Here is a 16,156-nt window from a genome sequence, read left to right as displayed (position 1 = left end):
CTTGTACGGTGGTGTGAGAGGACGGAGGCCGTGAGGCCTCCTCCTACTCGATTGTGTTCTTATGATTTGTTTTATTATTTGAAGCTGAGTGAGAGTTACTCGACGTCTTCTTCCTCGACATCCAAATCGAGTTCTACATCTAGAGGTTCGGCAGAAAGAATGATGCCAGTGTTGTCTGCGTAGAGGTAATCTTCAGGTAAGAAGGTCACGCTGCCAAAGTTCACTGGAACGTCTAATTCACCGACACCTTCTTGGCTCGCACCAACAGGGATAGAAGCCAAGGCTTGGATACCTAGGTTCATGTCTTCAAGCTCATCGACTTCACGAACGCACCCGTAAACCACAATCCCTTCCCACTCATTGTCTTCGGCAAGTAGGGCTATCTCAGCATCGATCAGCGCTTTACGTAGTGAGCCGCCCCCATCGATTAACAACACACGCCCCAGACCGTCTTGCTCTAGTACAGAGCGAATCAAAGCGTTGTCTTCAAAACACTTTAATGTCGTGATCTGTCCTGCGAAGGATGCACGTCCACCGAAGTTGCTGAACATTGGCTCCACGACATCAACTTGATCCAAATATATGTCGCACAGTGCTGAAGTGTTGTATTCCATTAGTATACCTTTTGAACAATGAGCTTACTTTGAGTATATCGGCGCTTGATCCCTTTGCAATGATTAGTCTCATTTAACTCAATAGAGTTTGAGCTACGACAACCCCTGCAAACAATAGGTTAGTGACCAGTGAGCATTTCACAATCACGGGCATCATTGGTGCAATTTGCGCTGGCTTTTCGGTTTCCCAAACGGCTTTGCCATGCTTGTAAACAATAATAATGCTCAGCAAAAACGGTAGGCTGATCCAGACCGGTTTTTCTTGAATAAGCAGGTAGATAGCGAAAGACGCAAGGGCGAGGCCAAGCAGAGCAAAATGATAGTGTTTGGCTTTGCGTTGTCCTAGGCGAACCGCCATGGTGCGCTTACCACATTCGCTGTCGTTTTCGATATCACGCATGTTGTTGATATTGAGTACCGCAACCGCCATCAAGCCACAGCCCAATGCCGGAAGGAATAGGCTTGGTTCAACATGGCCAGTGTGCAAGAAGTAAGTCCCTGAAACACCTAATAAACCGAAGAAGATAAATACCGATAAGTCGCCAAGGCCAATATAGCCATAAGGCTTATTACCGACGGTATAAGCGATGGCAGCAACAATGGCTAATATGCCTAACGCAATGAAAGATAAGATACTTTCAATCGAGGTTAAGGCATGAAAAATAAGAATCAGCCCAGCGACCATAGTAAACACGATGTTGAGGATGATCGCTTGCTTCATGGTTTTCGCTGTTACCGCGCCAGATTGCATGGCACGTGTTGGCCCCAGACGATTTTCGTTGTCTGTGCCTTTTACGGCGTCGCCATAGTCATTGGCTAGGTTCGATAAAATCTGTAATAGGGTGGCGGTTAAAAATGCCAGTAGGGCTATCGATAAAGAAAACTGACCACCGGCGAACGCTAAACTACTTCCTGTAAGAATAGAGACAAGTGCGAGAGGCAGAGTTTTTGGTCGTGCGGCATCAAGCCAGATCAGTAGAGATTGTTTCATCGTAGGTCTAATTCTTTGTAAGTCTTCGTTTCATACTGTGATTTGAGTATACGCCCATTTTTCGGGTAATAAAAAGCCCACTCGAAAGTGGGCCTTGAATTCGCTTATTAGCTGCTATTTCTTTGAGATAGAGCAATAAGTTGGAGTTTTGTGTGCTACAGGATGAAGCGACTTAGGTCTTCGTCTTCTACGAGCTCGCCAAGCTTAGATATTACATAAGCTTCATCAATCAGCAATTTACTGCCTGCTCGGTCTGTTGCGTCAAATGAAATTTCATCCATTAGGCGCTCCATGACTGTGTGTAGACGACGCGCACCGATGTTTTCAGTGGTTTCGTTCACACGCCATGCTGCGTCCGCAATCTGGTTGATGCCATCTTCAGTGAACTCAATGTTGACATCTTCTGTTTTCATTAGGGCAATATATTGCTCTGTTAGAGATGCTTTTGGCTCAGTTAGGATGCGTTTGAAGTCATGTGCTGATAGTGCTTCAAGTTCTACGCGGATTGGTAGACGACCTTGTAGCTCAGGGATCAGGTCAGATGGCTTAGCCACTTGGAATGCGCCTGATGTGATAAACAAGATGTGGTCAGTTTTAACCATACCGTGCTTGGTTGATACTGTGCTGCCTTCGATAAGAGGCAGTAGGTCACGCTGAACACCTTCGCGAGATACATCTGGGCCTGAACTGTCGCCACGCTTACAGATTTTGTCGATCTCATCGATGAATACGATGCCGTTGTTTTCAGCGTTGAAGATCGCGTTCTCTTTCAGCTCTTCTTGGTTCACAAGCTTCGCAGCTTCTTCTTCCGTCAGTGCTTTGAATGCGTCTTTGATTTTCATCTTACGCTTTTTCTTGGTGTCGCCCGCTAGGTTTTGGAACATGCCTTGCAGCTGGTTTGTCATCTCTTCCATGCCTGGAGGTGACATGATTTCAACGCCCATTTGCGGTGCGGCTACATCAACTTCAATCTCTTTGTCATCTAGCTTACCTTCACGCAGTTTCTTGCGGAAAATCTGACGAGTGTTTGAAGAGGTTGTCTCTTCAGTTGATTGCTCGTTCTGACCCCAAGCATCACGCGCTGGTGGTAGAAGGGCATCAAGAATGCGTTCTTCAGCTTGTTCTTCAGCGCGGTATTGTACTTTTTCCATCGCTTGTTGGTGCGTCATCTTGATCGCAACGTCCGTTAGATCACGGATGATGGTTTCAACTTCTTTACCAACGTAACCCACTTCGGTGAACTTAGTCGCTTCTACCTTGATGAAAGGCGCGTTTGCTAATTTCGCTAGGCGGCGAGCGATTTCAGTTTTACCTACACCCGTTGGGCCAATCATCAGGATGTTTTTTGGCGATACTTCAACACGTAGGCTTTCTTCAAGCTGCATACGGCGCCAGCGGTTACGAAGAGCGATAGCCACTGAGCGCTTAGCGTTGTCTTGGCCGATAATGTGGCGATTGAGTTCGTGAACAATTTCGCGAGGAGTCATCTCAGACATGGTTTTTCCTTAATTCTTTAATCACTGTTGAATACAACGTTATTGATGGAAGCGGTCGTTACTCTGGCTATGGCAGCTCAACGGTGCTTTCTAGTTCTTCAATAGTGTGGTGATGGTTGGTGAAGACACAGATGTCGCCTGCAATGTTCAGCGACTTTTCTGCGATTTCACGCGCATCTAAATCAGTATTTTCTAATAGTGCAGTAGCGGCTGCTTGAGCGAAGTTTCCGCCCGAACCGATCGCAATCAGGTCGTTCTCAGGTTGAACTACGTCACCGTTACCTGTGATGATCAGTGAAGCGGTCTCATCCGCTACTGCTAACAGTGCTTCTAACTTACGTAGAGCACGGTCGCTACGCCAATCCTTCGCTAGCTCAACTGCCGCTTTGGTGAGATGGCCTTGGTGCATTTGCAGCTTGCTTTCAAATTTTTCGAATAGCGTGAAAGCATCAGCCGTACCGCCAGCAAAACCGGCCAGTACTTTGTTGTTGTATAGGCGACGTACTTTACGGGCGTTGCCCTTCATTACTGTATTGCCCAGAGATACTTGTCCATCACCCGCGATGACGACTTTATTATTACGACGTACAGATACAATGGTAGTCACGAGTCGACCTCTTTTGATTATTATTTATGGTTACTACTTATATGTGGCTCCACTATCATGAATTCAAGTGCCACTTTTAATGGTATGTCATATCAAAAAAAACTAAATGTTACCAGTTGTTTCAAGCATCCATTACCTGTTGAGCCTATGTGTGGCAAGGGTTGGTGGGTTAATAGTTTGTGATAAATATAAAAAAAGATAAAACAAATTTCTAACGTGAAATGGTTAACACTTTTTGTTTGATTTATAAGGAATGATGCTCACTAATCAGTGGTATTCACTACATAAGGAGTAGTGTGATGAATAGTGACAATATCAGTTTTTTTAATAGAGATATGGTTCTGGATGAGCTGTCTATACTGCATCATCTGATGTATCAGGAGGCGGGCGAGTGTTCAACAGAACATCTAAAAAACTCGGTCAACGTTTTTCTTAAACGTCCATTTCCTAACGTTTTAGCGCACTTGGATTTTTTTGGTTACATCGAGATAAATAAGGAGCAGGTCTACCTGACTGACTTTGGGCTTGAGTACTACGAACAAGTACCTCAGTTTCGTTAAAACGCACTCTTTTGATTAACATACTGGTATTGCTTGTGCGATGAACTATTGAACGCTTTCAAACAGCAATAGGGGGAATCCTCTTCCCCCTATTATATATTGAGTTGATTAAGACCCGTCTTTCCAAATAGCGCAAGGTTCAATTTTCGCTCGTTGCAGCTTATGGCGATCGCGTTCTGCGTCACGCTTCAACTTGTATGGCCCTAAAACCACACGGTACCAGCTACTGCCATCTTTCTTGCGGATCTCACTTGAGATACCTTGGAAGGCAATATCCAACTTACGTGCTTCTGCCTGCGACGAGGTTTTGTAAGCGCCACACTGCATGATGTAAGGGATCTTAGAGATCTGTTGCTCTTTGGCTTTTACTTCAATCTCGCGGCTTGGCAGCGTTTCAACGTAGTCCCACTTCTCTTCAGGAGGCGGCGGAATCACTTTCGCTGGTTTTGGCTTAGGTTTTGGTTTGGTTGCCACAGGCGTTGGTGCAGGCGGCTCAGGATCATTACTCAATAGGTAAAGTCCGTAACCAAAACCACCGGCAAGGAGGATCGCCAAAAGACCACTGCGCCAAGGTTTACGGCGAGGGGCTTGTTTTTTGGTCGGTTTTTTCGTGCCACGACCGCGCTTTACATAATCTCTATTAGCCACAAGACAATTCAATAGTTGCTGATTCTGCCCTCATGGTAATCCAGATTGCGCGAGGATAATAGTGCAGAAATGGAAGCGGCACATCAAAATGTGCCGCAGATTTATAAGGGTATTTCTAAGGGTTATATTCGAGGTGGCGCTGTACTGCCTCGAACCACTAATTTAGCTTCAAGCAGACGCGAACCTGCTTGCACATCGTTGCCTTTTAATAGATCAAGCATCATCAACATCGCTTGGCGTCCAATCTCATAACGAGGCTGAGAAATGGTGGTTAGCGGTGGATCGCAGTATTGAGCGAATTGGATGTCATCGAAGCCGACAATCGATAGGTCTTGAGGAACGCGCAAGCCCAGCTTCTTCGTTTCTTGAATCGCACCAATCGCCATCGCATCGTTGTGACAGAAGATAGCTGTAGGTTGTTCAGGAAGTGCCAGTAATTGACGAACCGCTTGAGCGCCCGCTTCAAAGGTGAAGTCACCGACCGTGCTATAGGCTGGATTCATTGAGACTCCGGCGCGACGCAGCGCTTGCTGGTAGCCTTGTTGGCGGAACTTACACAGTGTTGCCGATACTGGTCCTGAAATTTGAGCAATACGCTTATGACCTAACTGAGCTAGGTAGTTCACCGCTTCAAAGGCAGAGGTCAGGTTATCGATGTGTACCGTAGGCAGTTCAAGCTCAGGGGCAAACTCACACGCCATTACCATTGGTGGTAAATTCTTTTGTTCAGATTTACTGACATCAAATGGATGGTCAGTGCCAAGCAATAGCATACCGTCAGCTTGTTTGGTGAAAACTAAGTTAACAAACGAAGACTCACGCTTCTTTTGTTGGCCGCTATCACCCAGTAAGACAAGGTAGTCATTTTCTACTGCGGCATCTTCGATACCACGAATGATCTCGGCGAAATAAGGGTCACAGATATCAGGAACGATAGTGATGATGGTTTTTGATTCGTTGCGACGTAAGTTTCTAGCTAATGTATTGGGTGAGTATCCAGCTTCAAGTACTGCTGTTTCCACTCGTTTACGAGTCGAAACTGAGACTTTCTCAGGGTTCATCAATGCACGTGATACCGTGGCTGTTGAGACGCCTGCTAGCTGGGCAACATCCTTCATTGTCGCCATAAATTAAACCCTCTTTTAAGTTCCTTTGTCGCCTAAGTATCTAAGGCGTGAATAATAAATGTAATCGAATAGATATTATGAAAGTGTTGCTAACACTTTTTTTATTGCAATATTTTATTCGTTTAATCCGTGTAAAGTTACGGCTAGATTAACAAAAATCACATGACTCGTGTGAACTTGCTCACGAGAAATATGAAATATTTGTGAACAAACTTATCATTAGTTTTAACCCGAAGGGGTTTAGCTCAGATCTTGCGGCTCTATGTCGAGTGACCAACGAACTTTTTTCGCGGCGGGTAACATATTAATTGCCGGCTTAGCGCTCATTAATAGCTTCTGCATTAACGAGCGAGTTTGAGTCTGTAAGATTAACTGCCAGCGCGATTTGCCTGCTCGTTTTGCTAATGGGGCTGGGGTTGGTCCTAGCACCATGCAATATTGGTCAAACAGCGGGTGCGATTCCAATGTGTGACGAACCTGACGCAAGAACTCTTCCACCAAGCGAGTGTCATTGGCTTCTGCTCTAAACAGAGTCATAAAGGTATAAGGCGGTAACATTGCCTGCTTACGTTCTGCCAGCGCCGTCTGAGCAAAGTGGTTATAGTCTTTGTGAAGCAAGGCTTGCAACAACCCATGTTCTGGGTGGTGAGTCTGTAAGATCACTTCACCGGGTTTGCTTGCTCGTCCTGCGCGTCCCGCTACTTGGATGAATAGCTGGGCAAGACGTTCAGAGGCACGGAAGTCACTACTATATAAAGAGCCATCCACATCCAATAACGCCACAAGTGTCACGTCAGGGAAATGGTGACCCTTAGCAAGCATCTGCGTGCCGATAAGAATTTGGAATTCACCCTTACGAATCGACTCGAGCGCGCTTTCTAAGCTGCCTTTACGACGGGTGCTGTCGCGGTCAATACGAATGGTTTTGTATTCCGGGAATAGTTGACCAAGTTGAGCTTCTAACTGCTCGGTACCGACACCCACTGTCACCAAGTTCACAGACCCACAACCTTGGCAGTTGTGCACGATATGCTGCTGAGAACCACAGTGGTGGCAGCGCATCTCATTACTGTATTGGTGATAGGTGTAGTAAGCATCACAACGTTTACACTCGGCTGTCCAACCACAATCGTGACACATCAATGCCGGAGAAAACCCTCGGCGATTGAGGAACAGCATCACTTGGTTGCCTGCTTTGAGGTGTCTTTGCATCTCTGCAATTAACGACGCAGACAAACCACTTTCTAGATATTCACCTTTAACATCCAACACCTTATTGGTGGTCGGCAGTGCGACACCCGCACGTGAAGTCAGGGTGAGATAACTGTATTTGCCGATCTGAGCGTTGTGCAGCGTCTCAAAGGCTGGAGTCGCCGAGCCTAACACAACCGGGATCTGCGCTTTATGAGCACGCATGATCGCCACATCTCGAGCGTGGTAGCGCAGGCTATCTTGCTGTTTATAAGACGCGTCGTGTTCTTCATCGACAATGATAATACCTAGGTCAGCAAATGGCGTGAACAGAGCTGAACGGGTACCAATCACGATGCCTGCTATTTTATCGCGCGCCGATAACCACGCATTCAGGCGTTCTGAATCGTTTAAACCTGAGTGGATAACCTCAACAGGCACATTAAAGCGTCGCTTAAAGCGGTTAATCGTTTGAGGAGTGAGACCAATCTCGGGCACGAGCACTAACGCTTGTTTACCTTGATCGAGAATCGGCTTAATCATATTCAGGTAAACCTCGGTCTTACCTGAGCCAGTAACGCCCTCTAACAGGAAACAACCAAAGTCGGTTTGGCTATTTACGGTCGCAATCGCGATGGCTTGTTCGGCATTGAGCTTAGGTTTGTCTTGGTCATTCTCAAGTTCAACTGGCCATGGCTGACGTTTTGGCTTTTTCTCTACTGATTCAATCCAGCCTTTCTCTTCTAACGTTTTGAGTACGGCACTGCCAACTTCTTCATCAATGAACTCTTGATGAGGAACCGGACCGTGCTCAAGCATGTGCATCACTTTGGCTTGCTTGACCGCGCGACCAAAACCTTGCATCAGTTGGTCTTTGCCTGATGGTGTTAACTGCCACTCAACCAGCGTCGCGAAGTCGGCGGCTTTGCCTTTTCTTAGAGCGCTCGGAAGGGCGTTAGCAAAGGTTTCGCCAAGGGGGTACTGATAAAACTGACTGCACCACATTAACAGTGAATAGACAGATTCCGGCCAAACGGGTTGGTTGTCTAATAAGGCTTTAATGGGCTTGAGCTTATCTAGCTCGAATTCTGATTCGTTAACCAGAGCCGTGACAATCCCAGTTAAGGTTTGTCGTCCAAAAGGCACAGAGACGCGACCACCAATAATCGGGAATAGGTGGTTTGGAATCTTGTAATCGAACTGCTTGTCGAGTGGAACAGGCAGCGCCACACGGGCAATCATTGGACGCATAAAGGGACGGCTTTATCTGAATTGACGAGAGCGAACAGTCTAAAGGATAAGGCGGTTAAATTCGAGAAGCAGTTTGAATGTGATGTGGCAGAGAAGCGGGTGAGGTTGGGGCCAAGCCAAGAATCACAGCCAGCAAAGGAAATAACGCCGATATTGGCGAAAAATGTATCAAATCAGTTGATCCTGCTTTATAGATTCATTACTATACTGCGCCTTAAAGGTATGGCTTCATCACTCTTTTGTGTCGATGCGGTGTCTTTATTTCTTTTTTTAAACTACGTGTGGTGTGCGGCTTAGAATCGTATAGCGACACGGCCTACTTGAGGTTATCCCATGAAAGCTGGAATCCACCCAGAATACAAAGCAGTTACTGCAACTTGTTCTTGCGGCAACACATTTGAGTTCAACTCAACGCTAGCAAAAGAATCAATCCACCTAGACGTATGTGACAAATGTCACCCGTTCTACACTGGTAAGCAACGTATCGTAGATACTGGCGGCCGTGTTGATCGCTTCAACAAGCGTTTCGGTGCTCTTTCTAGCAAGAAGTAATTCTCGCTATTTAGACATGAAAAAGGACACTTCGGTGTCCTTTTTTGTTGCCTGTAATTTGAGAAAGCACTGACTTCTATTCAAGCATCACTCTCACCCAACGATAAGTTGCCTCTCTATTCTATTTCAGGGCAATTCCTTGCGTATCTCTCTTCACCAAAATTCAGCACGAAACTTCAACAAGCGATAGTAATTTCAACTGCTCACTGGTCTTATTAGTAGTGAAATCTCGTTTTTTAATGAGACAGAGGCTTCAACCACCTAGGAACTTTGAAGTACATCCATTAACATGAACAAGATCCCCCAAATAATAATATCCTAGGAACCTACACCTATGTCTGAAGACAGCAGCCAAGCTCAATCCTCTCAAGAATTATCACCTCAAGAACAATTCCGTCAGCAAGCTCTTGATTACCATGAGTTCCCAATTCCAGGCAAAATTGCCGTAGAACTGACGAAGCCTGCAAACTCTGCAGAAGACCTAGCACTTGCATACAGCCCAGGCGTGGCTGAGCCTGTTCGCGAGATCGCACAGAACGTTGATAACGTTTATAAGTACACAGGTAAAGGCAACATGGTTGCAGTTATCTCTAACGGTACAGCGATTCTTGGCCTAGGTAACCTTGGCCCTATTGCTTCTAAACCTGTTATGGAAGGCAAAGCGCTCCTGTTTAAGCGTTTTGCTGGTTTAGATTCTATCGATATTGAAGTAAAACACCGCACAATCGATGAGTTCGTTGATACAGTTGCGAATATCGCAGATACATTCGGCGGTATTAACCTGGAAGACATCAAAGCACCAGACTGTTTTGAGATTGAACGTCGCCTGATTGAACGTTGTGATGTTCCGGTATTCCACGATGACCAACACGGTACTGCGATTGTAACGGCAGCGGGTATGCTGAATGCGATCGAGCTTCAAGGTAAGAAACTTGAAGAGTGTAAGATCGTTTGTTTAGGTGCTGGCGCAGCGGCGGTTGCTTGTATGGAACTACTGATTAAGTGTGGCGCTCAGCGTGAAAAAATCTACATGCTTGACCGTAAAGGTGTGATCCATACTCGTCGTGATGACCTAAACGAATACAAAGAGCTGTTCGCAAATAACACTGATAAGCGTACGCTTGAAGATGTTATCGAAGGCGCTGACCTGTTCTTGGGTGTATCGGGGCCGAATCTACTGCCTGCTGAAGCACTAACGTTGATGGCTGATAAGCCTGTTGTGTTTGCATGTTCAAACCCAGATCCAGAGATCAAGCCTGAGCTTGCACACGAAGTTCGTTCTGACCTAATCATGGGTACAGGCCGCAGTGATTACCCTAACCAAGTAAACAACGTACTTTGTTTCCCATTCATTTTCCGTGGTGCACTAGACGTGCGTGCGAGCGAAATTAATGACGAAATGAAGCTAGCGGCGGTTAAAGCGATTCGTGAACTGGCGAAAGAAGAAGTTCCAGCTGAAGTACTAGCAGCTGCGGGCGAGACTGCACTGGAGTTCGGTAAGGGTTACATCATTCCTAAGCCAATGGACCCACGTCTACTTCCTCGCGTAGCACGAGCAGTTGCGGAAGCGGCTGTTGAATCTGGCGTAGCTCGTATCGAGATGCCTGCTAACTATATGGCTTAATAGCTGTTGCTCTATTGAGCCAAAAAGAATAATAAAAAACCGACTCATCTGGAGTCGGTTTTTTTATGTCTATCATTCACAGCGCAATCATAAAAAGCTATGCGCGATGTGATAAATAAGGTTCAGCTAGAGCGAATCAATAATGAAGGCAGTGACTGAGTTGTTTTTATTCTTCGTCAAACGCTTCGAACTCGATACCCATCTCTGTCATCAGCTTTTTCACTTCAGCAGGAATATCGTCTGGGCGGTCTTTACGAAGGTCTTCATCCGTTGGTAGTGGTTGGCCTGTGTACGCATGTAGAAAGGCTTCGCACAGTAGCTCACTGTTTGTTGCATGGCGTAGGTTATTAATCTGGCGGCGAGTACGCTCGTCAGTAAGAACCTTTAACACTTTTAGAGGGATAGAAACTGTAATTTTCTTTACTTGTTCGCTTTTCTTTCCATGCTCAGCATATGGGCTTATGTATTCACCATTCCAGTCGGCCATTGCGTACCTTCATCACTTTAGTTGTTAGAATAAATTAATAGTGGTGATTTTAGCGGGATTTACTGCCATAAGCAAAGACATATAGACGTCTAGAAGTGTTGACGTCTCACGTTTATGAAAGTAAAGTGAATAACATATATCTAACACAGCCGCAAAATGCCGACAAGCCGCTGTGATTCTCAGACGCAAAACTTGTAAGGAAGCACCTATGAGCAGCCGGAAGCCAGCAACAATCGCAGTACGTACTGGTATCGAGTCAGACACGCAACACCATGCCGTTGTCCCACCCATTTATCTTTCGACTAACTATGGGTTTCCCGCTTTTGGTGAAGTGCCAAAGTACGATTACACCCGTTCTGGTAACCCAAACCGCGGTTTATTAGAGACGGCACTGTTTGAGCTTGAATCAGGCAAAGGCGCGGTTGTGACTAACTGTGGTACTTCGGCGCTTAACTTATGGGTTTCGGCTTTCTTAGGCGGCGATGATCTTATTATTGCACCGCACGATTGCTACGGCGGTACTTACCGTCTGTTTAACACTCGCTCGCTAAAAGGTGACTTCAAAGTTCTGTTCGTTGATCAATCGGATCAAGCGGCACTGGATGCGGCGATCGCGCTTAAGCCAAAGCTGATCTTAATTGAAACCCCATCGAATCCACTGGTTCGTGTGGTTGATATTGCAGAAACTTGCCGCAAAGCGAAAGAGGTTGGTGCTCTGGTTGCTGTCGACAACACGTTTTTGACACCTGTGTTCCAAAAGCCTTTAGAGCTGGGGGCGGATTTTGTTATCCACTCTACAACCAAGTACATCAATGGACACTCAGATGTTATTGGTGGCGTTGTGGTCACTAAGACAGAAGAGCACGCTGAAGAGCTAGCATGGTGGGGCAACTGTATTGGTGCGACCGGCACACCATTTGATAGCTACATGACTTTACGTGGTATTCGTACGCTAGGTGCGCGTATGCGAGTTCACGAAGAAAGTTCGCGTGAGATTCTAGCGTCTCTACAGCAACAAGATCTCGTCGGCACTATTTACCACCCAAGCCTTCCTGAACATCCGGGTCATGATATCGCGAAGAAACAGCAATCGGGCTTTGGCTCAATGCTCAGCTTTGAGTTTGCGGGCTCATTCGAGGCGCTTAAATACTTTGTTGATAAGTTAGAGCTGTTTTCTTTGGCAGAATCATTGGGCGGTGTTGAAAGCCTGATTTGTCACCCTGCGTCTATGACTCACCGCGCGATGGGCGAAGAAGCATTAGCAGAAGCCGGTGTTTCTCAGCAACTACTGCGTCTATCTGTTGGCCTTGAAGATGCAGAAGACCTAATCGATGACCTCAAGCAAGCGTTTGAAAGAACACAGCGCTTTATCGCTGAAGGGGAGGGTTAATAATGGCAACCTTTCGCCAGCTACATAAATTTGGTGGCAGCAGTTTAGCAAATCCTGAATGTTACCAACGTGTGGTCAACATTCTTAGAGAATACTCATCAGCATCTGATTTGGTGGTGGTATCGGCAGCAGGCAAAACAACCAACCGCTTAATTGAGTTCGTTGAAGCGCTCGACAAAGATGGTCGTATTGCCCATGAATGCCTACAAGCACTTCGTCAGTTCCAACTCGATCTGATTGAAGCACTGCTTGAGGGTGAATCAGCCGCACAACTTACTGCAACCATTCAACAAGAATTTACCGCTTTGGGTGAGCTAACGGCTCCCTTGAGCGAAGCACAAAAAGCAAAAGTGCTTGGACACGGTGAGGTTTGGTCTTCACGTCTACTCGCTGCTTTATTGTGCCAGCATGACTTACAAGCGGTTGCTCAAGATGCGCGTGCCTTTTTACGTGCAGAAGTGGGCGCTCAGCCTGAAGTCGACCGCGCACGTTCTTACCCTCTGATTAAAGAAGCTCTGGCGCAGCATGCACATTGCCGCGTGGTGATTACTGGCTTTATGGCTCAGAACTGCGAGGGTGAAACGGTACTGCTTGGTCGCAACGGTTCAGATTACTCAGCAACCGTGATCGGTGCTTTGGCTGAAGTTGAACGCGTGACGATTTGGAGTGATGTGGCGGGCGTTTACAGCGCTGACCCTCGTCTGGTTTCAGATGCGTGTCTACTGCCTCTACTTCGCCTTGATGAAGCGAGTGAACTCGCTCGTCTAGCGGCTCCAGTGCTTCACAGCCGAACGCTACAGCCTGTGGCTCAAAGTGCTATGGATCTCAGCTTACGCTGCAGCTATCAGCCGGAGGCGGGCTCTACACAGATAGAGCGTGTATTGGCATCGGGTCGTGGCGCAAAAATCATTACCTCTCTGGATGAAGTGCTTATCGTGCAGCTGACCTTTGGTCACGGCCATGATTTCGACCGTCTAGAGAGTGAAGTGCTTGAAGGGCTTAAGCGTGCTCAACTTGAGCCGCTGGCTTATGAGCTTGAACCGGATCAACACTGCTTGCGTCTTGCCTACACGGAAGAGATCGCTGGTGGTGCATTAGAATATCTACAAGACCATGCGATTGAAGCTGAGATTAAGCTCAAAGAAGGCTTCTCTCTGATTGCTGCCGTGGGTGCGGGTGTGACTAAGAACCCGAACCATTGCTACGGTTTCTACCAGCAGCTTAAGAGCTCGCCGGTTGAGTTCATCTCAGAAGCGAACTCAGGCTTAAGCTTGGTGGCTGTGATTCGTAAGAGCGAAACATCAAGCCTAGTGAAAGGCATTCACTCTCAACTGTTCCAAGCGCAGAAGCGTGTTGCGATTGCCTTGTGTGGTAAGGGCAACATTGGTTCAAGCTGGTTAAACCTGTTTGCTGAGCAAAAAGCGGAACTTGAAAAGCGTCGTGGAATGAACTTTGAATTGGTTGCAGTGGTTGATAGCCAAACCTATTGGTTCGATGACCAAGGCATTGATGCGACCTCAGTGAGCAAGCGTTTTGACGATGAAGCGATTGCCAACAATGGGAACGACTGGTTAGAGCGTTTGGGTTCTATTCAGGGTTACGATGAAGCTGTGGTACTCGATGTCACCGCAAGCCCAGTGCTTGCAGCAAAGTATCTGCAAATCGCACAACAAGGTATTCACCTAATCTCGGCGAACAAGGTGGCAGGTTCTGCATCGAGCGAGTATTACCATCAAGTACAAGATGCTTTCGCTAAGATCAGCCGTCATTGGTTGTACAATGCGACAGTGGGTGCAGGCTTACCGATTAACCACACAGTACGAGACCTGCGAGAAAGCGGCGATGACATCATTGCGTTGTCAGGCATCTTCTCAGGCACGCTGTCTTGGTTGTTCCAGCAGTTTGATGGCACGGTACCATTCAGCGAGTTGGTCGACTTAGCGTGGCAACAAGGGCTGACAGAACCAGACCCGCGTGCTGACCTTGATGGCTCAGACGTCATGCGTAAGCTGGTGATTCTGGCGCGTGAATCCGGTTTGGATATCGAACCTGAAAACGTAAAAGTGGAATCGCTCGTGCCTGCAGAGCTGCAAGATCTATCAGTAGATGACTTCTTCGACAAAGCTTCTGTACTGAGCGAAGAGTTGGCTGAGCGTTTAGAGAAAGCGCACTCTCAACAGAAAGTTCTGCGTTACGTAGCGCGTTTGGAGAAGAACGGTAAGGCAACCGTAGGCGTTGAAGCACTGTCTAAAGAACATGCTCTGGCGAACTTGTTGCCTTGCGACAATATCTTTGCGATTGAGAGCAAATGGTACAAAGATAATCCATTGGTTATCCGTGGTCCGGGTGCAGGACGTGAAGTCACAGCTGGTGCAATTCAATCTGACCTAAACAGAATGTCTAGCCTGTTCTGATACTCAGATCGGTTGGTTTAGTGTCTAAATGGCATACTATTCACTAAGATAAATAAGGCTGAAAGCACGATGTGTTTTTCAGCCTTTTTTCTACATTATTTCTGCTTTGCGACTCATCTAACGACTTGAGTTTTACTCACGATCTACTTGAGAAAAATTCATAATGGATCTGTTGACATTAAATCGTATTCAATACATTCTACAGACATATAGACGTCTAAACGTCGTTTAAGGATTTGAGTTTTTAGTGGTTGCTTTTGCCACAGGGAGAGTAAGATGGGATACACACACGCTAGTCATATCGACGCTTTAAATCAGAATATCGCTGAGCTTTCTGACAACATCAATGTGTCATTTGAGTTTTTTCCACCGAGCAGTGAGAAGATGGAAGAGACCCTGTGGAACTCTGTTCACCGTCTTAAAACACTTCAACCAAATTTTGTATCAGTAACTTACGGTGCAAACTCGGGCGAACGTGACCGTACCCACTCAATCATTAAAGAAATTAAGAACCAAACTGGCCTAGTGGCTGCACCGCACCTAACGTGTATTGATGCGAGTCGCGAAGAGCTGATTCAAATTGCCGACGATTACTGGGCAAATGGTATCGAGAGTATTGTTGCGCTGCGTGGTGACATTCCAGCAGGCGGCGGCGCGCCAGAGATGTACGCATCTGATTTGGTTGAGCTACTTAAATCTCGCCACGATTTTGATATCTCAGTAGCGGCATTCCCTGAGGTTCACCCTGAAGCAAAAAGCGCTCAATCTGATCTTATTAACCTAAAGCGTAAAGTGGATGCGGGTGCCAACCGTGCCATCACTCAGTTCTTCTTTGATGTAGAGAGCTACCTACGCTTTCGTGACCGCTGTGTAGCGGCTGGCGTTGATGTTGAGATTGTACCGGGCATTCTGCCGGTTTCTAACTTCAAGCAAGCATCTCGCTTTGCTGCGATGAACAACGTAAAAGTACCGGGCTGGATGGCGAAGCAGTTTGAAGGTTTGGATGATGATCCAACGACTCGTCAGCTTGTTGGTGCTAGCCAAGCAATTGATATGGTTCGTACACTGAGCCGTGAAGGTGTGAAAGATTTCCACTTCTACACGCTAAACCGTGCAGAAATGACTTATGCACTTTGCCATACGCTAGGTGTTCGTCCGCAAGTCGCTGCGCTGTAAGAAAAGTCTAAGAAGTAAAGCCTAAGCG

The 16,156-nt window shown here is 46.6% G+C and carries 14 protein-coding genes; 6 read left to right on the top strand and 8 right to left on the bottom strand.

From position 1 onward, the window contains the following. Window positions 1-95 precede the first annotated feature (95 nt). The 4 genes from rraA to hslV all read right to left on the bottom strand — a co-directional run bounded on the left by rraA (window position 96) and on the right by hslV (window position 3,708). Window positions 96-614 (bottom strand): ribonuclease E activity regulator RraA, encoded by a 519-nt coding sequence (rraA, locus tag AB6F11_RS10085; protein WP_017061152.1) that lies wholly within the window; start codon window positions 612-614, stop codon window positions 96-98. A 73-nt stretch (window positions 615-687) separates the two neighbouring features. After that, the gene (locus tag AB6F11_RS10080; RefSeq protein ID WP_017061151.1) at window positions 688-1,605 is read right to left on the bottom strand and encodes a 1,4-dihydroxy-2-naphthoate polyprenyltransferase; all 918 of its coding nucleotides are present in this window, start codon (window positions 1,603-1,605) and stop codon (window positions 688-690) included. A gap of 155 nt (window positions 1,606-1,760) precedes the next feature. Next, entirely contained in the window at window positions 1,761-3,101 is a 1,341-nt protein-coding gene (hslU, locus tag AB6F11_RS10075; RefSeq protein WP_102393047.1) for an HslU--HslV peptidase ATPase subunit, read from the bottom strand. A 67-nt stretch (window positions 3,102-3,168) separates the two neighbouring features. Beyond that, window positions 3,169-3,708, bottom strand: coding sequence for an ATP-dependent protease subunit HslV (gene hslV / locus AB6F11_RS10070; RefSeq protein WP_102393046.1), 540 nt, complete (start codon window positions 3,706-3,708; stop codon window positions 3,169-3,171). Window positions 3,709-4,007: 299 nt separating this feature from the next. Here hslV and AB6F11_RS10065 point away from each other — a divergent pair, with 299 nt between their 5' ends. After that, entirely contained in the window at window positions 4,008-4,268 is a 261-nt protein-coding gene (locus AB6F11_RS10065; RefSeq protein WP_102393045.1) for a hypothetical protein, read from the top strand. 108 nt (window positions 4,269-4,376) lie between these two features. Here AB6F11_RS10065 and AB6F11_RS10060 read toward each other — a convergent pair whose 3' ends face one another. The 3 genes from AB6F11_RS10060 to priA all read right to left on the bottom strand — a co-directional run bounded on the left by AB6F11_RS10060 (window position 4,377) and on the right by priA (window position 8,485). Continuing rightward, on the bottom strand, window positions 4,377-4,916 hold the full coding sequence (locus AB6F11_RS10060; RefSeq protein ID WP_017061148.1) for an SPOR domain-containing protein: 540 nt from the start codon (window positions 4,914-4,916) through the stop codon (window positions 4,377-4,379). A gap of 122 nt (window positions 4,917-5,038) precedes the next feature. Beyond that, window positions 5,039-6,043, bottom strand: a complete 1,005-nt coding sequence (gene cytR / locus AB6F11_RS10055) for a DNA-binding transcriptional regulator CytR (RefSeq protein WP_102393044.1) — start codon at window positions 6,041-6,043, stop codon at window positions 5,039-5,041. A gap of 240 nt (window positions 6,044-6,283) precedes the next feature. Beyond that, on the bottom strand, window positions 6,284-8,485 hold the full coding sequence (priA, locus tag AB6F11_RS10050) for a primosomal protein N' (RefSeq protein WP_102393043.1): 2,202 nt from the start codon (window positions 8,483-8,485) through the stop codon (window positions 6,284-6,286). 333 nt (window positions 8,486-8,818) lie between these two features. On the opposite strand from priA, the gene rpmE reads away from it, so the two are divergent. Continuing rightward, window positions 8,819-9,037 (top strand): 50S ribosomal protein L31, encoded by a 219-nt coding sequence (gene rpmE / locus AB6F11_RS10045; protein WP_004737142.1) that lies wholly within the window; start codon window positions 8,819-8,821, stop codon window positions 9,035-9,037. A gap of 334 nt (window positions 9,038-9,371) precedes the next feature. Next, on the top strand, window positions 9,372-10,661 hold the full coding sequence (locus AB6F11_RS10040; protein WP_017061144.1) for a malic enzyme-like NAD(P)-binding protein: 1,290 nt from the start codon (window positions 9,372-9,374) through the stop codon (window positions 10,659-10,661). Window positions 10,662-10,827: 166 nt separating this feature from the next. Here the strand turns inward: AB6F11_RS10040 and metJ are convergent, their stop codons facing one another. Continuing rightward, entirely contained in the window at window positions 10,828-11,148 is a 321-nt protein-coding gene (gene metJ / locus AB6F11_RS10035) for a met regulon transcriptional regulator MetJ (RefSeq protein WP_004415993.1), read from the bottom strand. 208 nt (window positions 11,149-11,356) lie between these two features. Here metJ and AB6F11_RS10030 point away from each other — a divergent pair, with 208 nt between their 5' ends. From AB6F11_RS10030 to metF, 3 genes are all read left to right on the top strand, one after another. Continuing rightward, window positions 11,357-12,538 (top strand): O-succinylhomoserine (thiol)-lyase, encoded by a 1,182-nt coding sequence (locus AB6F11_RS10030; RefSeq protein WP_017061143.1) that lies wholly within the window; start codon window positions 11,357-11,359, stop codon window positions 12,536-12,538. Window positions 12,539-12,540: 2 nt separating this feature from the next. Further along, complete coding sequence (locus AB6F11_RS10025; RefSeq protein ID WP_102393042.1) at window positions 12,541-14,952, top strand: bifunctional aspartate kinase/homoserine dehydrogenase II; 2,412 nt, start codon at window positions 12,541-12,543, stop codon at window positions 14,950-14,952. A gap of 276 nt (window positions 14,953-15,228) precedes the next feature. Further along, entirely contained in the window at window positions 15,229-16,128 is a 900-nt protein-coding gene (gene metF, locus AB6F11_RS10020) for a methylenetetrahydrofolate reductase (protein WP_102393041.1), read from the top strand. Window positions 16,129-16,156 lie beyond the last annotated feature (28 nt).

The organism is Vibrio sp. 10N.247.311.14 (genome assembly GCF_041467715.1).
Classification (GTDB): Bacteria; Pseudomonadota; Gammaproteobacteria; order Enterobacterales; family Vibrionaceae; genus Vibrio; species Vibrio crassostreae_C.
This window is presented reverse-complemented; position numbering and strand designations above follow the sequence as displayed.

What these genes read in the sequence shown, in the direction of transcription:
- rraA (WP_017061152.1), bottom strand. Translation starts at nt 614, where the DNA reads ATGGAATACAACACTTCAGCACTGTGCGACATATATTTGGATCAAGTT.
- AB6F11_RS10080 (WP_017061151.1), bottom strand. Translation starts at nt 1,605, where the DNA reads ATGAAACAATCTCTACTGATCTGGCTTGATGCCGCACGACCAAAAACT.
- hslU (WP_102393047.1), bottom strand. Translation starts at nt 3,101, where the DNA reads ATGTCTGAGATGACTCCTCGCGAAATTGTTCACGAACTCAATCGCCAC.
- AB6F11_RS10065 (WP_102393045.1), top strand. Translation starts at nt 4,008, where the DNA reads ATGAATAGTGACAATATCAGTTTTTTTAATAGAGATATGGTTCTGGAT.
- cytR (WP_102393044.1), bottom strand. Translation starts at nt 6,043, where the DNA reads ATGGCGACAATGAAGGATGTTGCCCAGCTAGCAGGCGTCTCAACAGCC.
- priA (WP_102393043.1), bottom strand. Translation starts at nt 8,485, where the DNA reads ATGCGTCCAATGATTGCCCGTGTGGCGCTGCCTGTTCCACTCGACAAG.
- rpmE (WP_004737142.1), top strand. Translation starts at nt 8,819, where the DNA reads ATGAAAGCTGGAATCCACCCAGAATACAAAGCAGTTACTGCAACTTGT.
- AB6F11_RS10040 (WP_017061144.1), top strand. Translation starts at nt 9,372, where the DNA reads ATGTCTGAAGACAGCAGCCAAGCTCAATCCTCTCAAGAATTATCACCT.
- metJ (WP_004415993.1), bottom strand. Translation starts at nt 11,148, where the DNA reads ATGGCCGACTGGAATGGTGAATACATAAGCCCATATGCTGAGCATGGA.
- AB6F11_RS10030 (WP_017061143.1), top strand. Translation starts at nt 11,357, where the DNA reads ATGAGCAGCCGGAAGCCAGCAACAATCGCAGTACGTACTGGTATCGAG.
- AB6F11_RS10025 (WP_102393042.1), top strand. Translation starts at nt 12,541, where the DNA reads ATGGCAACCTTTCGCCAGCTACATAAATTTGGTGGCAGCAGTTTAGCA.
- metF (WP_102393041.1), top strand. Translation starts at nt 15,229, where the DNA reads ATGGGATACACACACGCTAGTCATATCGACGCTTTAAATCAGAATATC.